Genomic DNA, 15,690 nt, shown 5'->3' on the forward strand with positions numbered 1-15,690 from the left:
ATGAATCACTTTGGTGAACAATTACGCATTTTAAGAGAGAATAGAAAGATGTCTGTCAATCAACTCGCCATGTATTCAGGCGTAAGCGCTGCCGGTATTTCTCGGATTGAGAATGGAAAGCGTGGTGTGCCAAAGCCTTTAACCATAAAAAAATTAGCACGCGCTTTGAAGGTGCCTTATGAGGATTTAATGCTGCTTGCCGGTTATATTGAACAGGAAAAAGTGCATGAAATGAAACCGAAATATGAATCCATATTAAAAATCTATCAAACGGCGCTTCAAAAGGATGTAGAACATCTCCCTATTTTCGATGGAGACCAATGGGAAACACTCACCGCACAAGACATCAGCCAGCTGAATCAATACTTTCTCACGCTCATTAACCAAAAAAAGGCGAACAAATAGCGGGGCATAAACATAAGATACATCCACTATTAACTAATGTCAATATTTTCATGGTGCACTTATTGCCAATAGTCAACAAATCGAGTACACTAGAGATAACTAATCTTTAACCATGTGAGGTTTTGAGTTGATGAACTTCGGTGCATATTTAAGAGCATTACGTGAGAAAAGGAAACTATCGGTGAACCAATTAGCGATGTATTCAGAGGTCAGCGCTGCTGGTATTTCTCGGATTGAAAACGGGAAACGCGGCATTCCGAAACCTCCTACAATTAAAAAACTAGCAGGTGCATTAAAAGTACCTTATGAGGACATGATGCAGGCTGCAGGGTATATTGAAGAAGCGTCTTCTGCCTATGTCATAAAGGAAGAAGAAACGGCTTTTACCCAAATAAAAGAAGCGGCAGAGCAATATGAACTTGATGATCTTGAAATATTTAATGGGGACATATGGTCCACTCTTTCTAAACATGAGATAGAGGATTTAAACCGCTATTTGTTATTTCTACTAAACAGCCGTTCGTCATCGTAAAATGTTTTGATCATTGACAAGCTTTTTGCGCCGATTTTTGACAGAATTACGGTATAATGGGTTCAGATTGGAGTGAAGAAAGATGAATCAATCTGATATGTGCCCGCGGTTTGAAAAAGCAGTTGAGTTATTAAGTAAACGCTGGGTGGCACTGATTGTTTTTCAGCTTCTCTCAGGTTCACAGCGCTTTAGTGAAATCGAAGCAGCTCTGACCAATTTAAGCGGAAGGGTTTTATCTGAGAGATTAAAAGAGCTGGAAGCAGCAGGCATTGTAAAACGGGAGGTTTTTGCTGAAACACCCGTGCGTATTGAGTATTCATTAACTGATATGGGGCGCTCACTTGCACCCGTTTTTGAGGAAATTGCGAAGTGGTCCTCTGAATGGATCACACTTGAATCATAAATGTCTCCTGATGTGAGCCGCCTAATCATGATAAAAAAACCTCCCCTACAGATGTAGAGGAGGTTTTGTCTTTTCAAGCATTTATGCGGATGTCATGTTTTTTTCAGCTAACGCCTTGCTTTCTTTTTTCTTGTTGGTTGGGCTTAAATAGCGTTCAAGCCAGCCCATGACAAGGTCGGCAATAATGGCCATGAGCGCAGTTGGAATAGCACCTGCTAAAATAATGGCTGTTCCGTTTGTCGCGTTTGATCCTCTGATGATGATATCACCAAGTCCTCCAGCACCAACAAATGTCCCAATCGCTGTAATACCGATTGCGATCACAAGTGCGGTTCTTAAACCAGCCATAATGACAGATAAAGCAAGCGGTAATTCAACCATTCTCAGCACTTGCCATTTCGTCATGCCCATCGCTTTCCCCGATTCTAAATAGGCATGCTCAATGCTGACAATACCTGTGTACGTGTTACGGATAATCGGCAGAAGCGAATACAAAAAGAGTGATAAGATGACTGTATTTGCGCCAAGTCCTAATACAAGCATCAACACAGAAAGCATCGCTAACGCTGGAATGGTTTGAATGACATTGGTTATTGCGAACACCCAATTGCTCAGTTTGCGGTAATGCGCCACAAAGATGCCGACTGGTATTCCGACAATTGCCGCAAATAATACCCCATACGCTGACATGAGGAAATGCCGGTAAAATTCTTCTAACACATATGAACCGTTCTGTTGATAATACGCCCATAATTGCTGCAGTGTGTCCATCAGCTCTGACACCTCCCAATCTTACTCAAAGTAATTGTGTTTCTTTAGAAAATCTCTCGCAACAGTCGCTGGTTCTTTTAGTTCTCCATCGACTTGATAATTGAGCTCTTGCATTTGTTCGGTATCGATTTTTCCAATCAACCTGTTGATCACCTTGTCCAGTCCTGGATTTTCTTTTAATACCTTCTCAGGGACAACTGGTGATGCATCGTATGGTGGGAAGAATCGTTTATCATCTTTTAAGATTTTGAGATTATACGCTTTGATCCGGCCATCTGTTGAATAGGCAAGCACAATATCCATTTTTTCATTTTTCAATGCGTCATAGACTAGACCGATCTGCATCGGAAAGGTGCTTCCAAATTCAATTCCGTATGTTTTCACAAATCCTTCGTAACCGTCACCTTTCTTTTTCAGCCAAATATTATCCACACCGAAGCGATAATTTTTGGCATTCTTTTTTAAATCAGAGACTGTTTCTAGGTTGTTTTCCTTCGCCATCTTCTGCGTCACAGCAAAGGCATACGTATTATCAAACCCATAGGAATCAAACCATTTGTAATCATAGCGTTTTTTGAATTCTTTCTGGACGATTTCCATTGCACGCTTTGGATCTTTTTCTGCATCCATTCCTAGCGTACTTGTTAAATCCGTGCCTGTATATCGTGTTGCCGAAATGTCGACATCACCGTTTTCCATTGCTTTCTGCTGCACCGTATTTGAGCCTAAATTCTTCACAATGGTTGTCTTTTTATCTGTGTAATGCTCAATGATGTCTCCCACCATATAGGCCATAATTTCTGATTCTGTAAAGTTTTGTGCACCGATTCGCAGCGTGCTCCCTGAAGAGCCGGCTAGTCCAGGAAGTGAACAGCCACTTATGAATAGCAAGCATCCGGCAAGCAGTGCACTGATCCATTTTGTTTTTCGATTCTTCACATGAGCCAACTCCTTATGAAACTTCCTTCAATCCTTTTAAGCCTTCTGGTGTTACTTTTTTCTCAAGCTTCATCAATGTAAGGTCAATGATGACGGCTAAAATAGTGACAGGGATCGCACCCGCAATAATGTATTCCGGCTGGTAAAGCTGAAGCCCAATTAAAATGTAGTCACCAAGACCGCCTCCACCGATAAAAGCAGCAAGTGTTGTCCACCCAATTAAATAAATCGTTGAGGTTCTGACCCCTGCCATAATGACCGGAACAGCAAGCGGCAGTTCCACAAGACGAATTTGTTCCCATGTCGTCATGCCAATCCCTTTACCAGATTCAAGCAAGTTTTTGTTCACACCTTGAACACCGGCATACGTATTTCTTAAAATAGGCAAAACGGAATAGAAAAATAGCGCAACGATCGCAGGTATTTTTCCAACTCCCAAAATAGGAATAAAAAATGCAAGAATCGCTAAACTAGGGAGTGTTTGAAAGATATTCACGACGCCGATGACAAAACCGGCGCCTCTTTTCATTCGTGTAAGAATGACGCCTAAAGGAACGGCCACGATAATGCCTAACACAACGGCAATTAAAGAAATGTATAAATGCTCCCACATTTTTGTGAGGAGTTCCCCACCATTTTTCTCAAGAAAATCGATGATTTGATCCATGTGTACACCTCCCTTAGTTCATTTCAGTGACAGCCTCCGGGGTATCTTCTCCCCAAATAGAGTCATATACGACATCTACAAGACTTGCACGTGTGACGATGCCTTTTAAGTGCCCTTTTGCATCGACAACCGGTACATATTTAATGCCGCGTATTAAGATCTTTCGGACAGTATCTCTAAGAAGCGCACCTTCTTGTACTGTATAAAATTCTGTATTTAAAATATCGCCAACGAAGGCTGCTTTTCTGCGGTTTGCATCGATGGTTTCAATATCGATATAGCCTTTCAGCACATGATTTTCATCAACGACAAGCAGGGAATCAACCCGCTTTTCTCTCATAATAAAGATGGCATCTGTCAATGTTTTTTCGACGGTAATTGTGACTGGAGACGTGTTCATCATTTGTTCCACACGTTCCATATTCGGGTTTGATTGAAGCAGACGTTCTTTCCCGATGAATTCTTCTACGAATTCGTTCACAGGGTTACGTAAAATATCATCTGGCGTGCCCACTTGGACAATCTCTCCATCTTTTAAAATGACAATGCGGTCTGCAAGTTTAATCGCTTCATCCATGTCATGTGTGACGAATACGATTGTTTTATTTAACGTTTTTTGCAGTTTCTTAAATTCTTCCTGCAATGAATCTCTTGTGATCGGGTCAAGTGCTCCAAATGGTTCATCCATCAGGATTAAAGGGGGTTCTGCTGCGAGTGCGCGAAGAACGCCGATACGCTGCTGCTGTCCTCCACTGAGTTCATGCGGGTAACGCTCTAAGTATTCCGGCCCCATATCGACGAGTTTGAGCAATTCACGCGCTCGTTCTTTTCGTTTTTCTTCCGGCCATTTCAGCAGCTTCGGCACAAGGGAAATGTTTTGTGCGATGGTCATATGAGGGAAAAGTCCAATTTGCTGAATCACATAACCAATTTCTCTTCTTAATTGGACTGGATCTTTTTTCATAATGTTTTCTCCCTCGATCAATATGTTTCCTGAGGAAGGTTCAATCAGTCGGTTAATCATCTTCATGGTTGTTGTTTTTCCACAGCCACTCGGTCCAATAAAACAAATAAATTCTCCTTTTGCTATTTCTAAATCAATATTTTTGACAGCTTTTTTTCCGCCTTTATACGTCTTAGATACATTCTCTAGTTTCAGCAAATGAGACACCTCCAATTAGTCGGATATATATTTTCAGAAAATTTACACCTTATTTATTATAGTGCAAACTTTATAAAATAAAAAGTTTACGATGTGTTTGTATTGCATAAGATTTATTTAAAATTTTCAGTTAACGGCCTGATATGTACCGATCCCTCCTTTTTCCTCCAACTTACGAGCAAATACTCAATATTTATTGTTTTCATGAACAAACAGGTATATGATATATTGTGTTACAAATTGTCAGTCGTGAAGGGATGAAGCGGGGAATGGACAAGCAAGCGTTAGGCGCCATTCAAAAAGCACAGGATCATTATATTGAAAAAGCTGCCGAGAACATGAATGCCTTTGGTCTTTCTGCCACAGTGGGTAGAGTGCTTGGTATCATTCATATGAACCGTAAACCAATGACGCTCGGTGAGCTCTCAGAGGCGACCGGCATGAGCAAAACAAGAATGAGTCAAGTCGTTCGAGAAATGCTTGATCTGAATATTGCTGAAAAGGTTTATGAAAAAGGAATACGCAAAGATTTATATGACGTTGAGCAAGATCAATATCAAACCTTTATTTCATTGTTTGCAGCCAATTGGTCACGTGTTGTCAGCAAAAATCGCAAGGCACATAAAAAGACATGCAAAGAATTGCTGGAGCTGCTTGAACAAGATGACCTGCCAGAAGAAACAGTAGATAAAATCAATCTTCTTCTTTCAGAAATCAAGGAAAGTCTCGATTATTATGACTGGATTAGCCGTTTAATTGAGTTCTTTGAAAGTGAAGAAGTATTTCAACATGTGCCAAAACCTTAAAAAAGCTGTTTTATTTTACAATTTTGTAGAAAAAAACAGCTTTTTTATATACACTTATGACATCAGCATTGGGAACATCCCTTTGATCCCTGCGCCAATCATCTCTACTGCCACAACAGCTAGAATCAATCCCATTAATCGTGTCACGACATTCATCTCTGTTTTCCCCATTTTTCGCATAATGAAACTTGAATAATGAAATGCATAATAGGTCATGGCAAGTACAACCACAATGCCAATAAGAATCGCAAGCAGATGAAGCGTTACTTGGTGGCTTCCTGGCGTTAAGCTCATGACAGTCGCAATTGTACCAGGTCCGGCAATGATCGGAATGGCGAGCGGGGTCACCGAAACATCGGCCTTCTCTTTGCTCTCTGCCTTTTCATCCGAATGAGGGTTTTGAACATGTGATTCTTTTGCATTCAGCAAATTGTAAGCGATACCAAAAATAAAAATACCTCCGGCGATACGGAGTGCATGGATATCAATGCCAAACAATTTGAAAATGAGCCTGCCTGCCAAAAGAAAGGCAATCAAAATCATAAAAGACACAACAATCGCTTTTTTGGCCGTCTGGGCGCGTTCTTTTTCTGAGTAGCCTTCTGTTAAAGTGATGAAAAGAGGCACGTTTCCAATGGGATTTGAGACAGCAAATAATGACACAATGACATGAATCATAAAGGAAATCAACAGACACCCTCCTTTTTTCATAGTGTCTGCTAATCTGATGCGAATATTCCCTTGTTCTGTTAAAACCTGGTTTGTTTTAACCGATGATAATAGAGGTTTAACGAAAGGGGAATAGAACATGAAAAAAAACATCACGATCATTGTCTTGTCTGTGATCATCCTAGGTGCAACTGGCTGGATTGTGTGGCAGCAGCAGTCGCTCACCGCGGCAGAGAAAAAACACCAGCAAGAAATGAGAAAGAATGATGAGCAGCTGACACAATTAAAGTCAGAAGGAACGGATATGAAAGATGAAATGGATGGTCAAAAAAAGGAATTGTCCACCGTCACAAACAAGCTGAAGAAAGAAAAGAAGGCGCATCAAAAAGAAACCAAACAGCGTAAAGCGCTTGAGTTAAAAATAGATCAGCTTCAAAAAGAACTGGCATCAGCGAAAGCAACGGCTCAAGCGAATAAGCAGGCAGCACAAACGACTAGGAAAACAACTGTTAAGAAAGACCCAAATGTCACCCATCATCCTCCTTCTCAATGGGTGCAGGATCAATATGATTGGGGTGTTAAACAAGGGTATATCAAAGAATAGAGAGGATGAAATGATTTGATACAGATTCGGCCATTGTCTCATGATCAATCTGTTCCTATGGATCTTTTACTATTAGCTGACCCTTCAACTGAAAAAGTCATTGCCTATGTACAATCTGGTTCTTGTTATGTTGCTTTTCATAAACAGGACATGATTGGTGTGTATGTTCTGACGCCTCTGTCTCAGCAGACAGTGGAAATCATGAATGTCGCCGTGAAAGAGTCATGGCAAGGTAGAGGAATTGGGAAGCAGCTGATCCGCCATGCTATTTCAGAAGCCCAGGCAGCTGGCTTTCATACAATTGAAATTGGCACAGGCAACTCTAGTATTCAGCAGCTCGCCCTTTATCAAAAATGCGGTTTTCGCATGGCGTCTATCGATCACGATTTCTTTCTGAAGCACTATCATGAACCGATTTATGAGAACGGTATTCAGTGTATGGATATGGTGCGGTTGTCACTCGTTCTTCAAGCAGACTGACTTCATTCAGCCTGCTTTTTTTATGTTCTGCTCTTTTTCACTGCATGAATCATATATTGAATCAAGAAGTAGAGAGCGGCACCCGCTAAAAAACAGACCACGCACCCAAAGAGCGTTGCCTCTGAGCTGAATTGATACTGTTCAATTTTCATGATATAAAATGGCATACCAAATAGAGTTGGACTTGATTCAACATGATGAACCTCTAGCAGCATTAAAAATACTGGCGTCATAAACACAGCAAACACATAAAGCATCGCAAGCGTTAAACCGCTAGAAAACGAATGAAATACTTTAACCATTTAGTTCTCTCCTTTCATCTCTTTTAAACTGGCGATGATATTTTTCCCGTCTGGGCAAGCTGGATGCAGCATCACTGTATTTAATAAAGAAAATAGCAGCAATGGATGCGTCAATGGATGCCTCCACATGAAGAAAAGCACACCCGAGCAGATCACTGGAAACACAGGACCTGCAAGTGCCACCATCACATTAAAACCCGGCCGTGAAAATTTCTCATGGACAATCGACACGTGCTTCCAATCGATCATCACCACATAATCAAAGATGGGTCTTTTTTCGATTTTGTTGCACACCATCACCATCAGGATATGTCCGAGTTCATGAATGAGCACAACGGCTATTAAGCAAAATAAAAGCGTCATCATCGCACAATCGGCCTCTTTAGCATGGCAGCATATATGAAGATGAAGAATGCGGCTGAACAAGCCATATAGGCAGTTGAGAGCAGCTGAGTATTTGCTGAAAGCCACTGGACTAAAAGCATATCCAACATACTGAACACAGCAATCATCATCACGATCACAAACAGTTTATTAAAATCACTAATCTTCACGACAAACCCGACACATGCTGCCATGACAGTAATCAATAAAATGGACAAGCTTGCCAAACCGTGCCCTTCACTTTCAACCCCAATCATGAAATAAGCAAGCCCGATATAGACAAAATAAATCAATATATTCATTGTGTAATAAAATAAAATTCTTGATAATAAATAGGCACCCTTTGATGTATTTAACATAAAAATGGCTCGCTGATGGAGATGATATTCCCTGCCAATCATGAGCGGTAGCATAATAAGGATCTCCTTTAAGGCAAACTGCACAATAAAAGTAAACAGCCAGCCAGTCTCTGCCGGAGTAAAGATGAATGGGAGACCTATCGTGAAACAGACAAGAAACAGGAACAAAATACCTTGTTCTTTAAACACAGCTGATCGGCTAAAATAAACAAGCTCCTGCCGCAGATGTGTGAAAAATGAAGAATCCGATCTGACTTTTTGGTAAGAAAACGACTTCACCTCTACCTTTAGCTGCAAAAACATCCGATTGACATAACAAGCCGCCAAGCCTTTCAGCCAAAACCACCCTGCACTTAGAAAGATCATCAGAAATACAAGATAGATAGACGGCCATACGTAAATCATCTCAACCGCTTTTTGAAAAAGGAGAAATACGAAAGCACCGAGCGTCACAAATCCAATCGTTTGCAGCAGTAAATGCTCTTTTGTTTTTGATATAAAATGGCTCACACCAATGCGTATCAGCATCCAAGAAGCAAGCGTATACAGCGCCAATCCACAGCAAGTGATCCCTACCACAATGATCCAATACAAAGATAGTGTAACGCCGCTAATGATCAGTCCTAATAGGATGGGTAAAAAAAGAAGACCAAGCATGATGAAACAAAACAGCACTGGAAAGAAATACACACAAAGGACAAATGAGACACTTTGCATCGCACTATTCAAAAAGAAGAACTGATACTCTTGACGCTTCATTTTATGACGGGAAAAGACAATACCTGCTCCCAAAAGCAGCAGGGTCATTTTCACAAATTGAAGGTATAAAGCAACTGGTTCGCTCTCCCCTACTTGCATAAAAAAACGCAGGCTCATGACAACGTATATGGCGTAGATCAGCAATAAAAAAACGGCTGCGGCGAGAAGCTGCAAAGGATATTTTTTGCCGAGCTGCTTGATTTTCGTTGTGAGCATGCCCCATTCTATTTTATGAAGAACGTGTCGTGTCCAAGTCATTGAGCAACCTCTCCACCTGCATATAGTAATCTTGATTCACTTCTTTATAAATATCCTCAAGTGCTTGATGAGGAAATGTTTTGTTTGTTTCTTGACGTGACATATCCAGCTTGATATCACCGTTTCTTAAGATCATAAGGTGGTCATACAATGTCTCACCAAAGCCCAAATGATGGGTAGAAATGAGAATGCCTGCACCTTGATTTCTCAGCTTCATGAGCACCTTTTTTAAGATGATCATCATATCTGGATCAAGTCCATTTGTAGGCTCGTCGAATACATAATAATCACAAGACCTAAGGAGCTGTGAAATGATTTGGGTTTTCTTTTGATTGCCATGAGACAGCTGGGCAATTGGCTGATCCATATAAGGTCTCAGCTCAAACAGATCGACGAAGGCCTCTTCTCGAGGTCCATTTCGTTTGTCTGGAAGCTGGAGTAAATGAAAATATTCTCTCGGCGTTAAATAATCAAACAAAGCATGATCATCAGGAATATAGGAAACATGTTCTTTCAAAAAGGAGATATGTGCTGAGGATTGAAAATTCAGCTGTTTACCATCTAAAGAGACAACACCCGTAAATGGTGTCAGGCCAAACATAGACTGAATCATCGTGGTTTTTCCTGCCCCATTATGCCCCAAAAGCAGAAGCATACGTCCTTTCTCTACATTTAACTGAATATCGCGGAGAGAAAAGGTGCGGCTATACGTTTTTTCTGTTAAGTGTAATGTCAGCATCATGTCCCTCCATTTATTTCAGATAGAACAGATGACCTCGCATCTGTTCTCACCATTTGTTAGAAGCCGCATTTGATTTTAATATACAGGCCTAAAAACTTGAACTCTCCTAAAAATTTCGAGCCTTTTCCAAATGATTTGCATGCCCAAATCAAAGCTGCAGCTGTCACAATGCCTAAGATAGCGGCAAGGACATAAATCCAAAATGCATTTTTCTGTACGTTCTTAGAAGTTAGAATTCGTTGCTTCCTTTCATCATATGCCGCCAGTAGGTGAAGGACATACATGTACACGCCTACTGGAAAACGAAGGCTAAAAGGATTCAGCATCTCATCACCCCCTAATATATGTAAAATGATACCACCCCCATGCAAATAGCATAAGTTCAATTCAGATCATATTTTTAGAAGAGTTTTCATGATTTATTGCTTATAAATCGTCAAGCTCATCGTTTCACCTCTGACTGAAGGATGATTTTTTACAAAAATAGGATATGACAAAGGAAGCAGAGCCTATTCGCTTGAGCCAGCTTTGCGTCTTTATTTCAACATAAAAAAAGCGCTGCGATACGCTCTTTTCAAAAGAGCGCACGCAGCGCGTTGCTTTACATTACTTATTCAAGTTGTAGAATGTAGCAATGCCGTGGTATTGAGCTGTTTCAGCCAATTGATCTTCGATGCGAAGTAATTGGTTGTATTTCGCCACACGGTCCGTACGAGATGGAGCACCTGTTTTGATTTGTCCAGCGTTAGTTGCAACTGCAATGTCTGCAATTGTGCTGTCTTCTGTTTCACCAGAACGGTGAGAGATAACAGCTGTATAGCCTGCACGTTTCGCCATTTCGATTGCATCAAATGTTTCAGTTAATGTACCGATTTGGTTTACTTTGATGAGGATTGAGTTACCAACGCCGTTTTTGATTCCTTCAGAAAGCTTCTTCGTATTTGTTACGAACAAGTCGTCTCCTACTAGCTGAACCTTGCTGCCAAGACGCTCAGTTAATAGTTTGTGACCTTCCCAGTCGTTTTCATCAAGGCCGTCTTCGATTGAGATGATTGGGTATTTCGATACCATATCTTCATACCAGTCAACCATTTCAGCAGATGTTTTCACAACACCTTCGCCTGATAAATGATATTTACCGTCTTCTTTGTTATAGAACTCAGAAGATGCAGCATCCATCGCAAGTTTCACTTCTTCACCTGGTTTGAAACCAGCTTTTTCAATCGCTTCTACGATTGTTTGAAGTGCTTCTTCGTTAGAACCAAGGTTTGGAGCGAATCCACCTTCGTCACCTACAGCTGTGTTTAAGCCTTTTGCGCTTAATACAGATTTCAGGCTATGGAAGATTTGAGCGCCCATGCGAAGTGCTTCACGGAAGTTTGGAGCACCTACAGGCATAATCATGAATTCTTGAATGTCTACGTTGTTATCCGCATGCTCTCCACCGTTGACGATGTTCATCATCGGCACTGGAAGCGTTTTGGAGTTGAATCCACCAAGGTATTGATAAAGTGGAATTTGTAAGAAATCAGCAGCCGCACGTGCTACAGCGATAGATACGCCAAGGATTGCGTTTGCACCTAATTTCCCTTTGTTTTCTGTTCCGTCAAGTTCGATTAACATTTTGTCAATTGCTACTTGTTCAGTGACATCAAAGCCTAAAAGCTCTGGTGCAATGATTTCGTTTACGTTGTTTACAGCTGTCAAAACACCTTTTCCAAGGTAACGGTCTTTGTCTCCGTCACGTAGTTCTACTGCTTCATATTCACCAGTAGAAGCACCACTTGGTACTAGTGCACGGCCAAAGCCGCCAGATTCTGTGTAAACTTCTACTTCAACTGTTGGGTTACCGCGAGAGTCTAATACTTCGCGTGCATATACGTCAACAATGTATGGCATCGTTATTTCTCTCCTTTTGAATCAATTTGTTATTTCTGAATCAATGATGTTCCTGTCATCTCTTTTGGTTTTTCAAGTCCAAGTAAGTCTAAAAGCGTTGGAGATAGATCAGCTAAAATGCCGCCTTCTCTAAGCGTCGCACCTTTTTTCGTTACGATGACTGGCACAGGATTCGTTGTATGTGCAGTATGCGGCTTTCCTTCTTCGGTAATGAGCACGTCTGCGTTACCGTGGTCTGCCGTGATGATGGCGTGTCCGCCTTTTGCAAGGATTGCGTCGACTACAGCTCCTAAGCACTCATCTACTGCTTCAATGGCTTTGATTGTTGGCTCAAGCATACCTGAATGCCCCACCATATCTGGGTTAGCAAAGTTCAGAATGATCGCATCATGCTTATCAGCATTGATGTCTGCAACAAGTGCATCCTTTACCTCATAAGCGCTCATTTCTGGCTTGAGGTCATAGGTTGCGACATCTGGTGAATTGATTAAGATGCGGTCTTCTCCAGGAAATTCTTCTTCACGTCCACCGCTCATAAAGAACGTCACGTGAGGATATTTCTCTGTTTCAGCAATCCGCAGCTGCTTCAATCCATTTTGAGAAAGTACTTCTCCTACTGTGTTATCCAAATTCACTGGTTTGAAAGCCACATAGCCATCTACCGTTTCACTGAAGTGTGTGAAGCAGACGAAGTGTAAATCCTTCGGATGTGCTTCCCCGCGGTCAAACGAGCGGAAATCTTCATTTGTGAATGTGTTTGAAATTTGAATCGCACGGTCTGGACGGAAGTTATAGAAAATCACAGAGTCGCCGTCGTTTACTTTTGCAACCGGCTCACCATTTTCTCTCGTAATGACAGATGGAATAACGAACTCATCGTAGATTCCATTTTCATAGGAGTCATCAACGACATCATAGATGTTTTGATAACTTGGGCCTTCACCATACGCCATCGCGCGATATGCTTTCTCCACACGATCCCAGCGCTTGTCACGGTCCATTGAGTAATAGCGTCCAGAAAGTGTTGCGACTTCTCCGACACCGATTTCTTTGATTTGTTCTTCAAGCTGTTTTAAGTACACTTTCGCTGTCTTCTGACCAACATCGCGTCCGTCTAAGAAGCCGTGAATGTATACTTTTGTTAAGCCTTCTTTTTTCGCTAGTTTCAGCAAGGCAAAAAGATGCTGGATGTGGCTATGCACACCGCCGTCTGACAAGAGACCGAATAAATGAAGCGCCTTGTCATTTTCTTTTGCATAAGTCATTGCATCTAGGAACGTTTCGTTTTTCTCAAATTCCCCATCACGAATGGCAACATTCACTCTTGTTAAGCTTTGGTACACGATGCGTCCTGCACCGATGTTCAAATGCCCAACTTCAGAGTTCCCCATTTGACCTTCTGGGAGGCCCACTGCCTCACCTGAAGCCGTTAAGGTTTGATGCGGGAATTCGTTCCAGTAGCGGTCGAAGTTCGGTTTCTTTGCTTGGGCAACAGCGTTACCGACTGTTTCGCCTCTTAAACCGAATCCATCTAAGATGATTAATGCAGCTGGTTTCTTACTCATATTGACCTTCCTCCAATAATTGAACGAAAGACTGAGGTTCTAAGCTTGCGCCGCCTACCAAAGCACCGTCAATATCGGATTCTGCCATATATTCTTTAATATTCGCAGGTTTCACGCTTCCGCCATATTGAATGCGAAGGCTGTCTGCCGCTTCTTGACCAAATTCACTTGCAACCGTTTGGCGAATGTGCGTACAAACATCGTTTGCATCTTTCGCTGTAGAAGATTTACCTGTACCGATCGCCCAGATTGGCTCATAGGCAATCACAGATTCAGCGACTTGCTGCTTCGTTAAACCAGCTAGTGCTTTCTTCACTTGATCAGCGACAAGTTCGTTTGTTTTGCCTGCTTCACGCTCTTCAAGCGTTTCACCTACACAGATGATTGGAACGATGCCATACTTGAATGCAGCATGTGCTTTTTTGTTCACTGTTTCATCTGTTTCAGCGAAGAATTCGCGGCGCTCTGAATGACCGATCACTGAGTAGCCGATGCCAAGATCTTTAAGCGCAGCAGGGCTGATTTCACCAGTGAATGCACCATTTTCTTCAAAGTGCATGTTTTGCGCACCAATTTTAAGGTCTGTTCCGTTAGAAAGGCTGTTCAGCTTTTCAAGGAAAAGGGCTGGTGCACAGACAATAGATTCCACTTTGTCAGGAGATGGAATAGATGACTTGACTTCTTCAACGAAGCTTACAGCTTCACCAAGTGTTTTGTTCATCTTCCAGTTCCCAGCTATAATTGGTTTTCTCATGATTGACACTTCCTTATAGCAGTTTTGGTCTTATTTATCGTTTAATGCAGTCACACCTGGAAGTTCTTTGCCTTCCATAAATTCAAGTGAAGCGCCGCCACCTGTAGAAATATGGCTCATCTGATCGGCAAGACCAAATTTCTCAACAGCTGCTGCTGAATCTCCACCACCAATGACAGAATATGTATCTTTTGCTTCTGCCAGTGCTTCTGCGATTGCTTTTGTTCCTTTAGCGAATGCATCGATTTCAAATACACCCATTGGTCCGTTCCAGACAACAAGTTTGCTGTTTTTAATGACATCAGCATACTTCTCTCTTGTCTCTGTTCCAATATCAAGTGCTTCTAGATCACTTGGAATTTCAGAGATTGGCACAATGCTTGTATTCGCATCATTTGAAAAGTCGTCGGCTACCAGAACATCTGTTGGAATCAGGAAGTTCACGCCTTTTTCTTTTGCACGGTCCATAAAGGATTTCGCTAAATCTACTTTGTCTTCTTCTAATAGAGATTTTCCTACTTCGTGGCCAAGTGCTTTGACAAATGTATAAGCAAGTCCGCCGCCGATGATCAGGTTGTCCACTTTATCAAGAAGACTTTCAATTACACCGATTTTATCCTTTACTTTTGCGCCACCGATAATCGCTGTAAATGGGCGATCAGGGTTTGAAATGGCTTTCCCTAGAACCTCAAGCTCTTTTTGCATGAGGAAGCCTGAAACAGCCGGAAGATACGCTGCAATACCAGCTGTGGATGCATGTGCACGGTGTGCAGCACCGAACGCATCATTGACATACACATCGGCTAAATCAGCAAACGCTTTTGATAATTCAGGATCGTTCTTTTCTTCACCAGGATAGAAACGAACGTTTTCAAGCACTAGCACATCTCCTTCTTTTAAGTCAGAGATTTGCTTTTTCACGTTGTCGCCGTAAGCTTCATCTGCTTTTTTCACTTCTTGTCCAAGAAGCTCTTGCAGACGTTTTGCTACAGGTGTCAGACGCAGTTCTTCAGTAACTTGACCTTTCGGACGACCCAAATGACTAGCTAGTAGTACCTTTGCGCCTTGTCCTGTTAAATACTCAATCGTTGGTAATGCTGCGCGAATACGAGTATCATCCGTCACTTTTCCGTCCTTCATTGGAACGTTAAAATCTACGCGGCAGAACACAACTTTACCTTTTACGTCAATGTCTTTTACTGATTTCTTATTCATGCTCGTCAGGAGATC

General features: G+C 41.7%; 20 protein-coding genes. 6 read left to right on the plus strand and 14 right to left on the minus strand.

Annotated elements, in window-relative coordinates; all coding sequences use genetic code 11:
- From NSQ11_RS15770 to NSQ11_RS15780, 3 genes are all read left to right on the plus strand, one after another.
- On the plus strand, nucleotides 1–405 hold the full coding sequence (locus tag NSQ11_RS15770; protein WP_007500204.1) for a helix-turn-helix transcriptional regulator: 405 nt from the start codon (nucleotides 1–3) through the stop codon (nucleotides 403–405).
- A 130-nt stretch (nucleotides 406–535) separates the two neighbouring features.
- Nucleotides 536–937, plus strand: a complete 402-nt coding sequence (locus NSQ11_RS15775; RefSeq protein WP_008347673.1) for a transcriptional regulator — start codon at nucleotides 536–538, stop codon at nucleotides 935–937.
- 82 nt (nucleotides 938–1,019) lie between these two features.
- Nucleotides 1,020–1,340, plus strand: a complete 321-nt coding sequence (locus NSQ11_RS15780) for a helix-turn-helix domain-containing protein (RefSeq protein WP_007500199.1) — start codon at nucleotides 1,020–1,022, stop codon at nucleotides 1,338–1,340.
- An 81-nt stretch (nucleotides 1,341–1,421) separates the two neighbouring features.
- Here the strand turns inward: NSQ11_RS15780 and NSQ11_RS15785 are convergent, their stop codons facing one another.
- From NSQ11_RS15785 to NSQ11_RS15800, 4 genes are read right to left on the minus strand one after another with little or no spacing between them, the layout of a single operon-like run.
- Entirely contained in the window at nucleotides 1,422–2,111 is a 690-nt protein-coding gene (locus NSQ11_RS15785; RefSeq protein WP_008347676.1) for an ABC transporter permease, read from the minus strand.
- A 21-nt stretch (nucleotides 2,112–2,132) separates the two neighbouring features.
- Entirely contained in the window at nucleotides 2,133–3,050 is a 918-nt protein-coding gene (locus tag NSQ11_RS15790) for an osmoprotectant ABC transporter substrate-binding protein (RefSeq protein ID WP_008347678.1), read from the minus strand.
- Between the two features lie 13 nt (nucleotides 3,051–3,063).
- Nucleotides 3,064–3,717: an ABC transporter permease gene (locus NSQ11_RS15795; protein WP_008347681.1), complete on the minus strand. Its 654-nt coding sequence runs from the start codon at nucleotides 3,715–3,717 to the stop codon at nucleotides 3,064–3,066.
- Between the two features lie 13 nt (nucleotides 3,718–3,730).
- On the minus strand, nucleotides 3,731–4,879 hold the full coding sequence (locus tag NSQ11_RS15800) for a betaine/proline/choline family ABC transporter ATP-binding protein (RefSeq protein ID WP_017359222.1): 1,149 nt from the start codon (nucleotides 4,877–4,879) through the stop codon (nucleotides 3,731–3,733).
- A 269-nt stretch (nucleotides 4,880–5,148) separates the two neighbouring features.
- On the opposite strand from NSQ11_RS15800, the gene NSQ11_RS15805 reads away from it, so the two are divergent.
- Nucleotides 5,149–5,685: a GbsR/MarR family transcriptional regulator gene (locus tag NSQ11_RS15805; protein WP_017359221.1), complete on the plus strand. Its 537-nt coding sequence runs from the start codon at nucleotides 5,149–5,151 to the stop codon at nucleotides 5,683–5,685.
- A 54-nt stretch (nucleotides 5,686–5,739) separates the two neighbouring features.
- Here the strand turns inward: NSQ11_RS15805 and NSQ11_RS15810 are convergent, their stop codons facing one another.
- Entirely contained in the window at nucleotides 5,740–6,375 is a 636-nt protein-coding gene (locus NSQ11_RS15810; protein ID WP_035389414.1) for an NAAT family transporter, read from the minus strand.
- A gap of 118 nt (nucleotides 6,376–6,493) precedes the next feature.
- Here NSQ11_RS15810 and NSQ11_RS15815 point away from each other — a divergent pair, with 118 nt between their 5' ends.
- Both NSQ11_RS15815 and NSQ11_RS15820 read left to right on the plus strand, forming a co-directional pair.
- Nucleotides 6,494–6,958 carry a hypothetical protein gene (locus tag NSQ11_RS15815; protein ID WP_035389416.1) on the plus strand — a complete coding sequence of 155 codons (465 nt, stop codon included), beginning with the start codon at nucleotides 6,494–6,496 and terminating at the stop codon, nucleotides 6,956–6,958.
- A gap of 15 nt (nucleotides 6,959–6,973) precedes the next feature.
- Complete coding sequence (locus tag NSQ11_RS15820) at nucleotides 6,974–7,438, plus strand: GNAT family N-acetyltransferase (protein ID WP_342501155.1); 465 nt, start codon at nucleotides 6,974–6,976, stop codon at nucleotides 7,436–7,438.
- Between the two features lie 20 nt (nucleotides 7,439–7,458).
- Here the strand turns inward: NSQ11_RS15820 and NSQ11_RS15825 are convergent, their stop codons facing one another.
- The 9 genes from NSQ11_RS15825 to NSQ11_RS15865 form a co-directional block, all read right to left on the minus strand.
- The gene (locus NSQ11_RS15825; RefSeq protein WP_065461090.1) at nucleotides 7,459–7,740 is read right to left on the minus strand and encodes a hypothetical protein; all 282 of its coding nucleotides are present in this window, start codon (nucleotides 7,738–7,740) and stop codon (nucleotides 7,459–7,461) included.
- Nucleotides 7,741–8,106: a hypothetical protein gene (locus NSQ11_RS15830; protein ID WP_019743631.1), complete on the minus strand. Its 366-nt coding sequence runs from the start codon at nucleotides 8,104–8,106 to the stop codon at nucleotides 7,741–7,743.
- Nucleotides 8,103–9,500 carry a hypothetical protein gene (locus NSQ11_RS15835; RefSeq protein ID WP_342501156.1) on the minus strand — a complete coding sequence of 466 codons (1,398 nt, stop codon included), beginning with the start codon at nucleotides 9,498–9,500 and terminating at the stop codon, nucleotides 8,103–8,105. Before NSQ11_RS15835 ends, NSQ11_RS15830 begins: the two co-directional genes overlap by 4 nt.
- Entirely contained in the window at nucleotides 9,472–10,239 is a 768-nt protein-coding gene (locus NSQ11_RS15840; protein ID WP_008347699.1) for an ABC transporter ATP-binding protein, read from the minus strand. The genes NSQ11_RS15835 and NSQ11_RS15840 overlap by 29 nt, the downstream gene beginning before the upstream one ends.
- 59 nt (nucleotides 10,240–10,298) lie before the next feature.
- A complete protein-coding gene (locus tag NSQ11_RS15845; RefSeq protein ID WP_342501157.1) occupies nucleotides 10,299–10,568 on the minus strand; it encodes a hypothetical protein in 270 nt (89 codons plus the stop codon).
- Nucleotides 10,569–10,848: 280 nt separating this feature from the next.
- Complete coding sequence (gene eno, locus NSQ11_RS15850; protein WP_003212752.1) at nucleotides 10,849–12,141, minus strand: phosphopyruvate hydratase; 1,293 nt, start codon at nucleotides 12,139–12,141, stop codon at nucleotides 10,849–10,851.
- Between the two features lie 29 nt (nucleotides 12,142–12,170).
- Nucleotides 12,171–13,706: a 2,3-bisphosphoglycerate-independent phosphoglycerate mutase gene (gene gpmI, locus NSQ11_RS15855; RefSeq protein ID WP_017359214.1), complete on the minus strand. Its 1,536-nt coding sequence runs from the start codon at nucleotides 13,704–13,706 to the stop codon at nucleotides 12,171–12,173.
- Nucleotides 13,699–14,460, minus strand: coding sequence for a triose-phosphate isomerase (gene tpiA, locus NSQ11_RS15860; RefSeq protein WP_035389424.1), 762 nt, complete (start codon nucleotides 14,458–14,460; stop codon nucleotides 13,699–13,701). Before tpiA ends, gpmI begins: the two co-directional genes overlap by 8 nt.
- 30 nt (nucleotides 14,461–14,490) lie before the next feature.
- A complete protein-coding gene (locus NSQ11_RS15865) occupies nucleotides 14,491–15,675 on the minus strand; it encodes a phosphoglycerate kinase (RefSeq protein ID WP_017359212.1) in 1,185 nt (394 codons plus the stop codon).
- Nucleotides 15,676–15,690: the final 15 nt, after the last annotated feature.

It is taken from the genome of Bacillus sp. FSL W7-1582 (assembly GCF_038593325.1).
GTDB lineage: Bacteria > Bacillota > Bacilli > Bacillales > Bacillaceae > Bacillus > Bacillus altitudinis.

Bases quoted from the DNA above. Each gene is read 5' to 3' on its own strand.
- NSQ11_RS15815 (WP_035389416.1), top strand. From the start codon at position 6,494: ATGAAAAAAAACATCACGATCATTGTCTTGTCTGTGATCATCCTAGGT.
- NSQ11_RS15865 (WP_017359212.1), bottom strand. From the start codon at position 15,675: ATGAATAAGAAATCAGTAAAAGACATTGACGTAAAAGGTAAAGTTGTG.
- NSQ11_RS15785 (WP_008347676.1), bottom strand. From the start codon at position 2,111: ATGGACACACTGCAGCAATTATGGGCGTATTATCAACAGAACGGTTCA.
- NSQ11_RS15835 (WP_342501156.1), bottom strand. From the start codon at position 9,500: ATGACTTGGACACGACACGTTCTTCATAAAATAGAATGGGGCATGCTC.
- NSQ11_RS15845 (WP_342501157.1), bottom strand. From the start codon at position 10,568: ATGCTGAATCCTTTTAGCCTTCGTTTTCCAGTAGGCGTGTACATGTAT.
- NSQ11_RS15780 (WP_007500199.1), top strand. From the start codon at position 1,020: ATGAATCAATCTGATATGTGCCCGCGGTTTGAAAAAGCAGTTGAGTTA.
- eno (WP_003212752.1), bottom strand. From the start codon at position 12,141: ATGCCATACATTGTTGACGTATATGCACGCGAAGTATTAGACTCTCGC.
- NSQ11_RS15775 (WP_008347673.1), top strand. From the start codon at position 536: ATGAACTTCGGTGCATATTTAAGAGCATTACGTGAGAAAAGGAAACTA.
- NSQ11_RS15840 (WP_008347699.1), bottom strand. From the start codon at position 10,239: ATGCTGACATTACACTTAACAGAAAAAACGTATAGCCGCACCTTTTCT.
- NSQ11_RS15830 (WP_019743631.1), bottom strand. From the start codon at position 8,106: ATGATGACGCTTTTATTTTGCTTAATAGCCGTTGTGCTCATTCATGAA.
- tpiA (WP_035389424.1), bottom strand. From the start codon at position 14,460: ATGAGAAAACCAATTATAGCTGGGAACTGGAAGATGAACAAAACACTT.
- NSQ11_RS15805 (WP_017359221.1), top strand. From the start codon at position 5,149: ATGGACAAGCAAGCGTTAGGCGCCATTCAAAAAGCACAGGATCATTAT.
- NSQ11_RS15795 (WP_008347681.1), bottom strand. From the start codon at position 3,717: ATGGATCAAATCATCGATTTTCTTGAGAAAAATGGTGGGGAACTCCTC.
- gpmI (WP_017359214.1), bottom strand. From the start codon at position 13,706: ATGAGTAAGAAACCAGCTGCATTAATCATCTTAGATGGATTCGGTTTA.
- NSQ11_RS15770 (WP_007500204.1), top strand. From the start codon at position 1: ATGAATCACTTTGGTGAACAATTACGCATTTTAAGAGAGAATAGAAAG.
- NSQ11_RS15825 (WP_065461090.1), bottom strand. From the start codon at position 7,740: ATGGTTAAAGTATTTCATTCGTTTTCTAGCGGTTTAACGCTTGCGATG.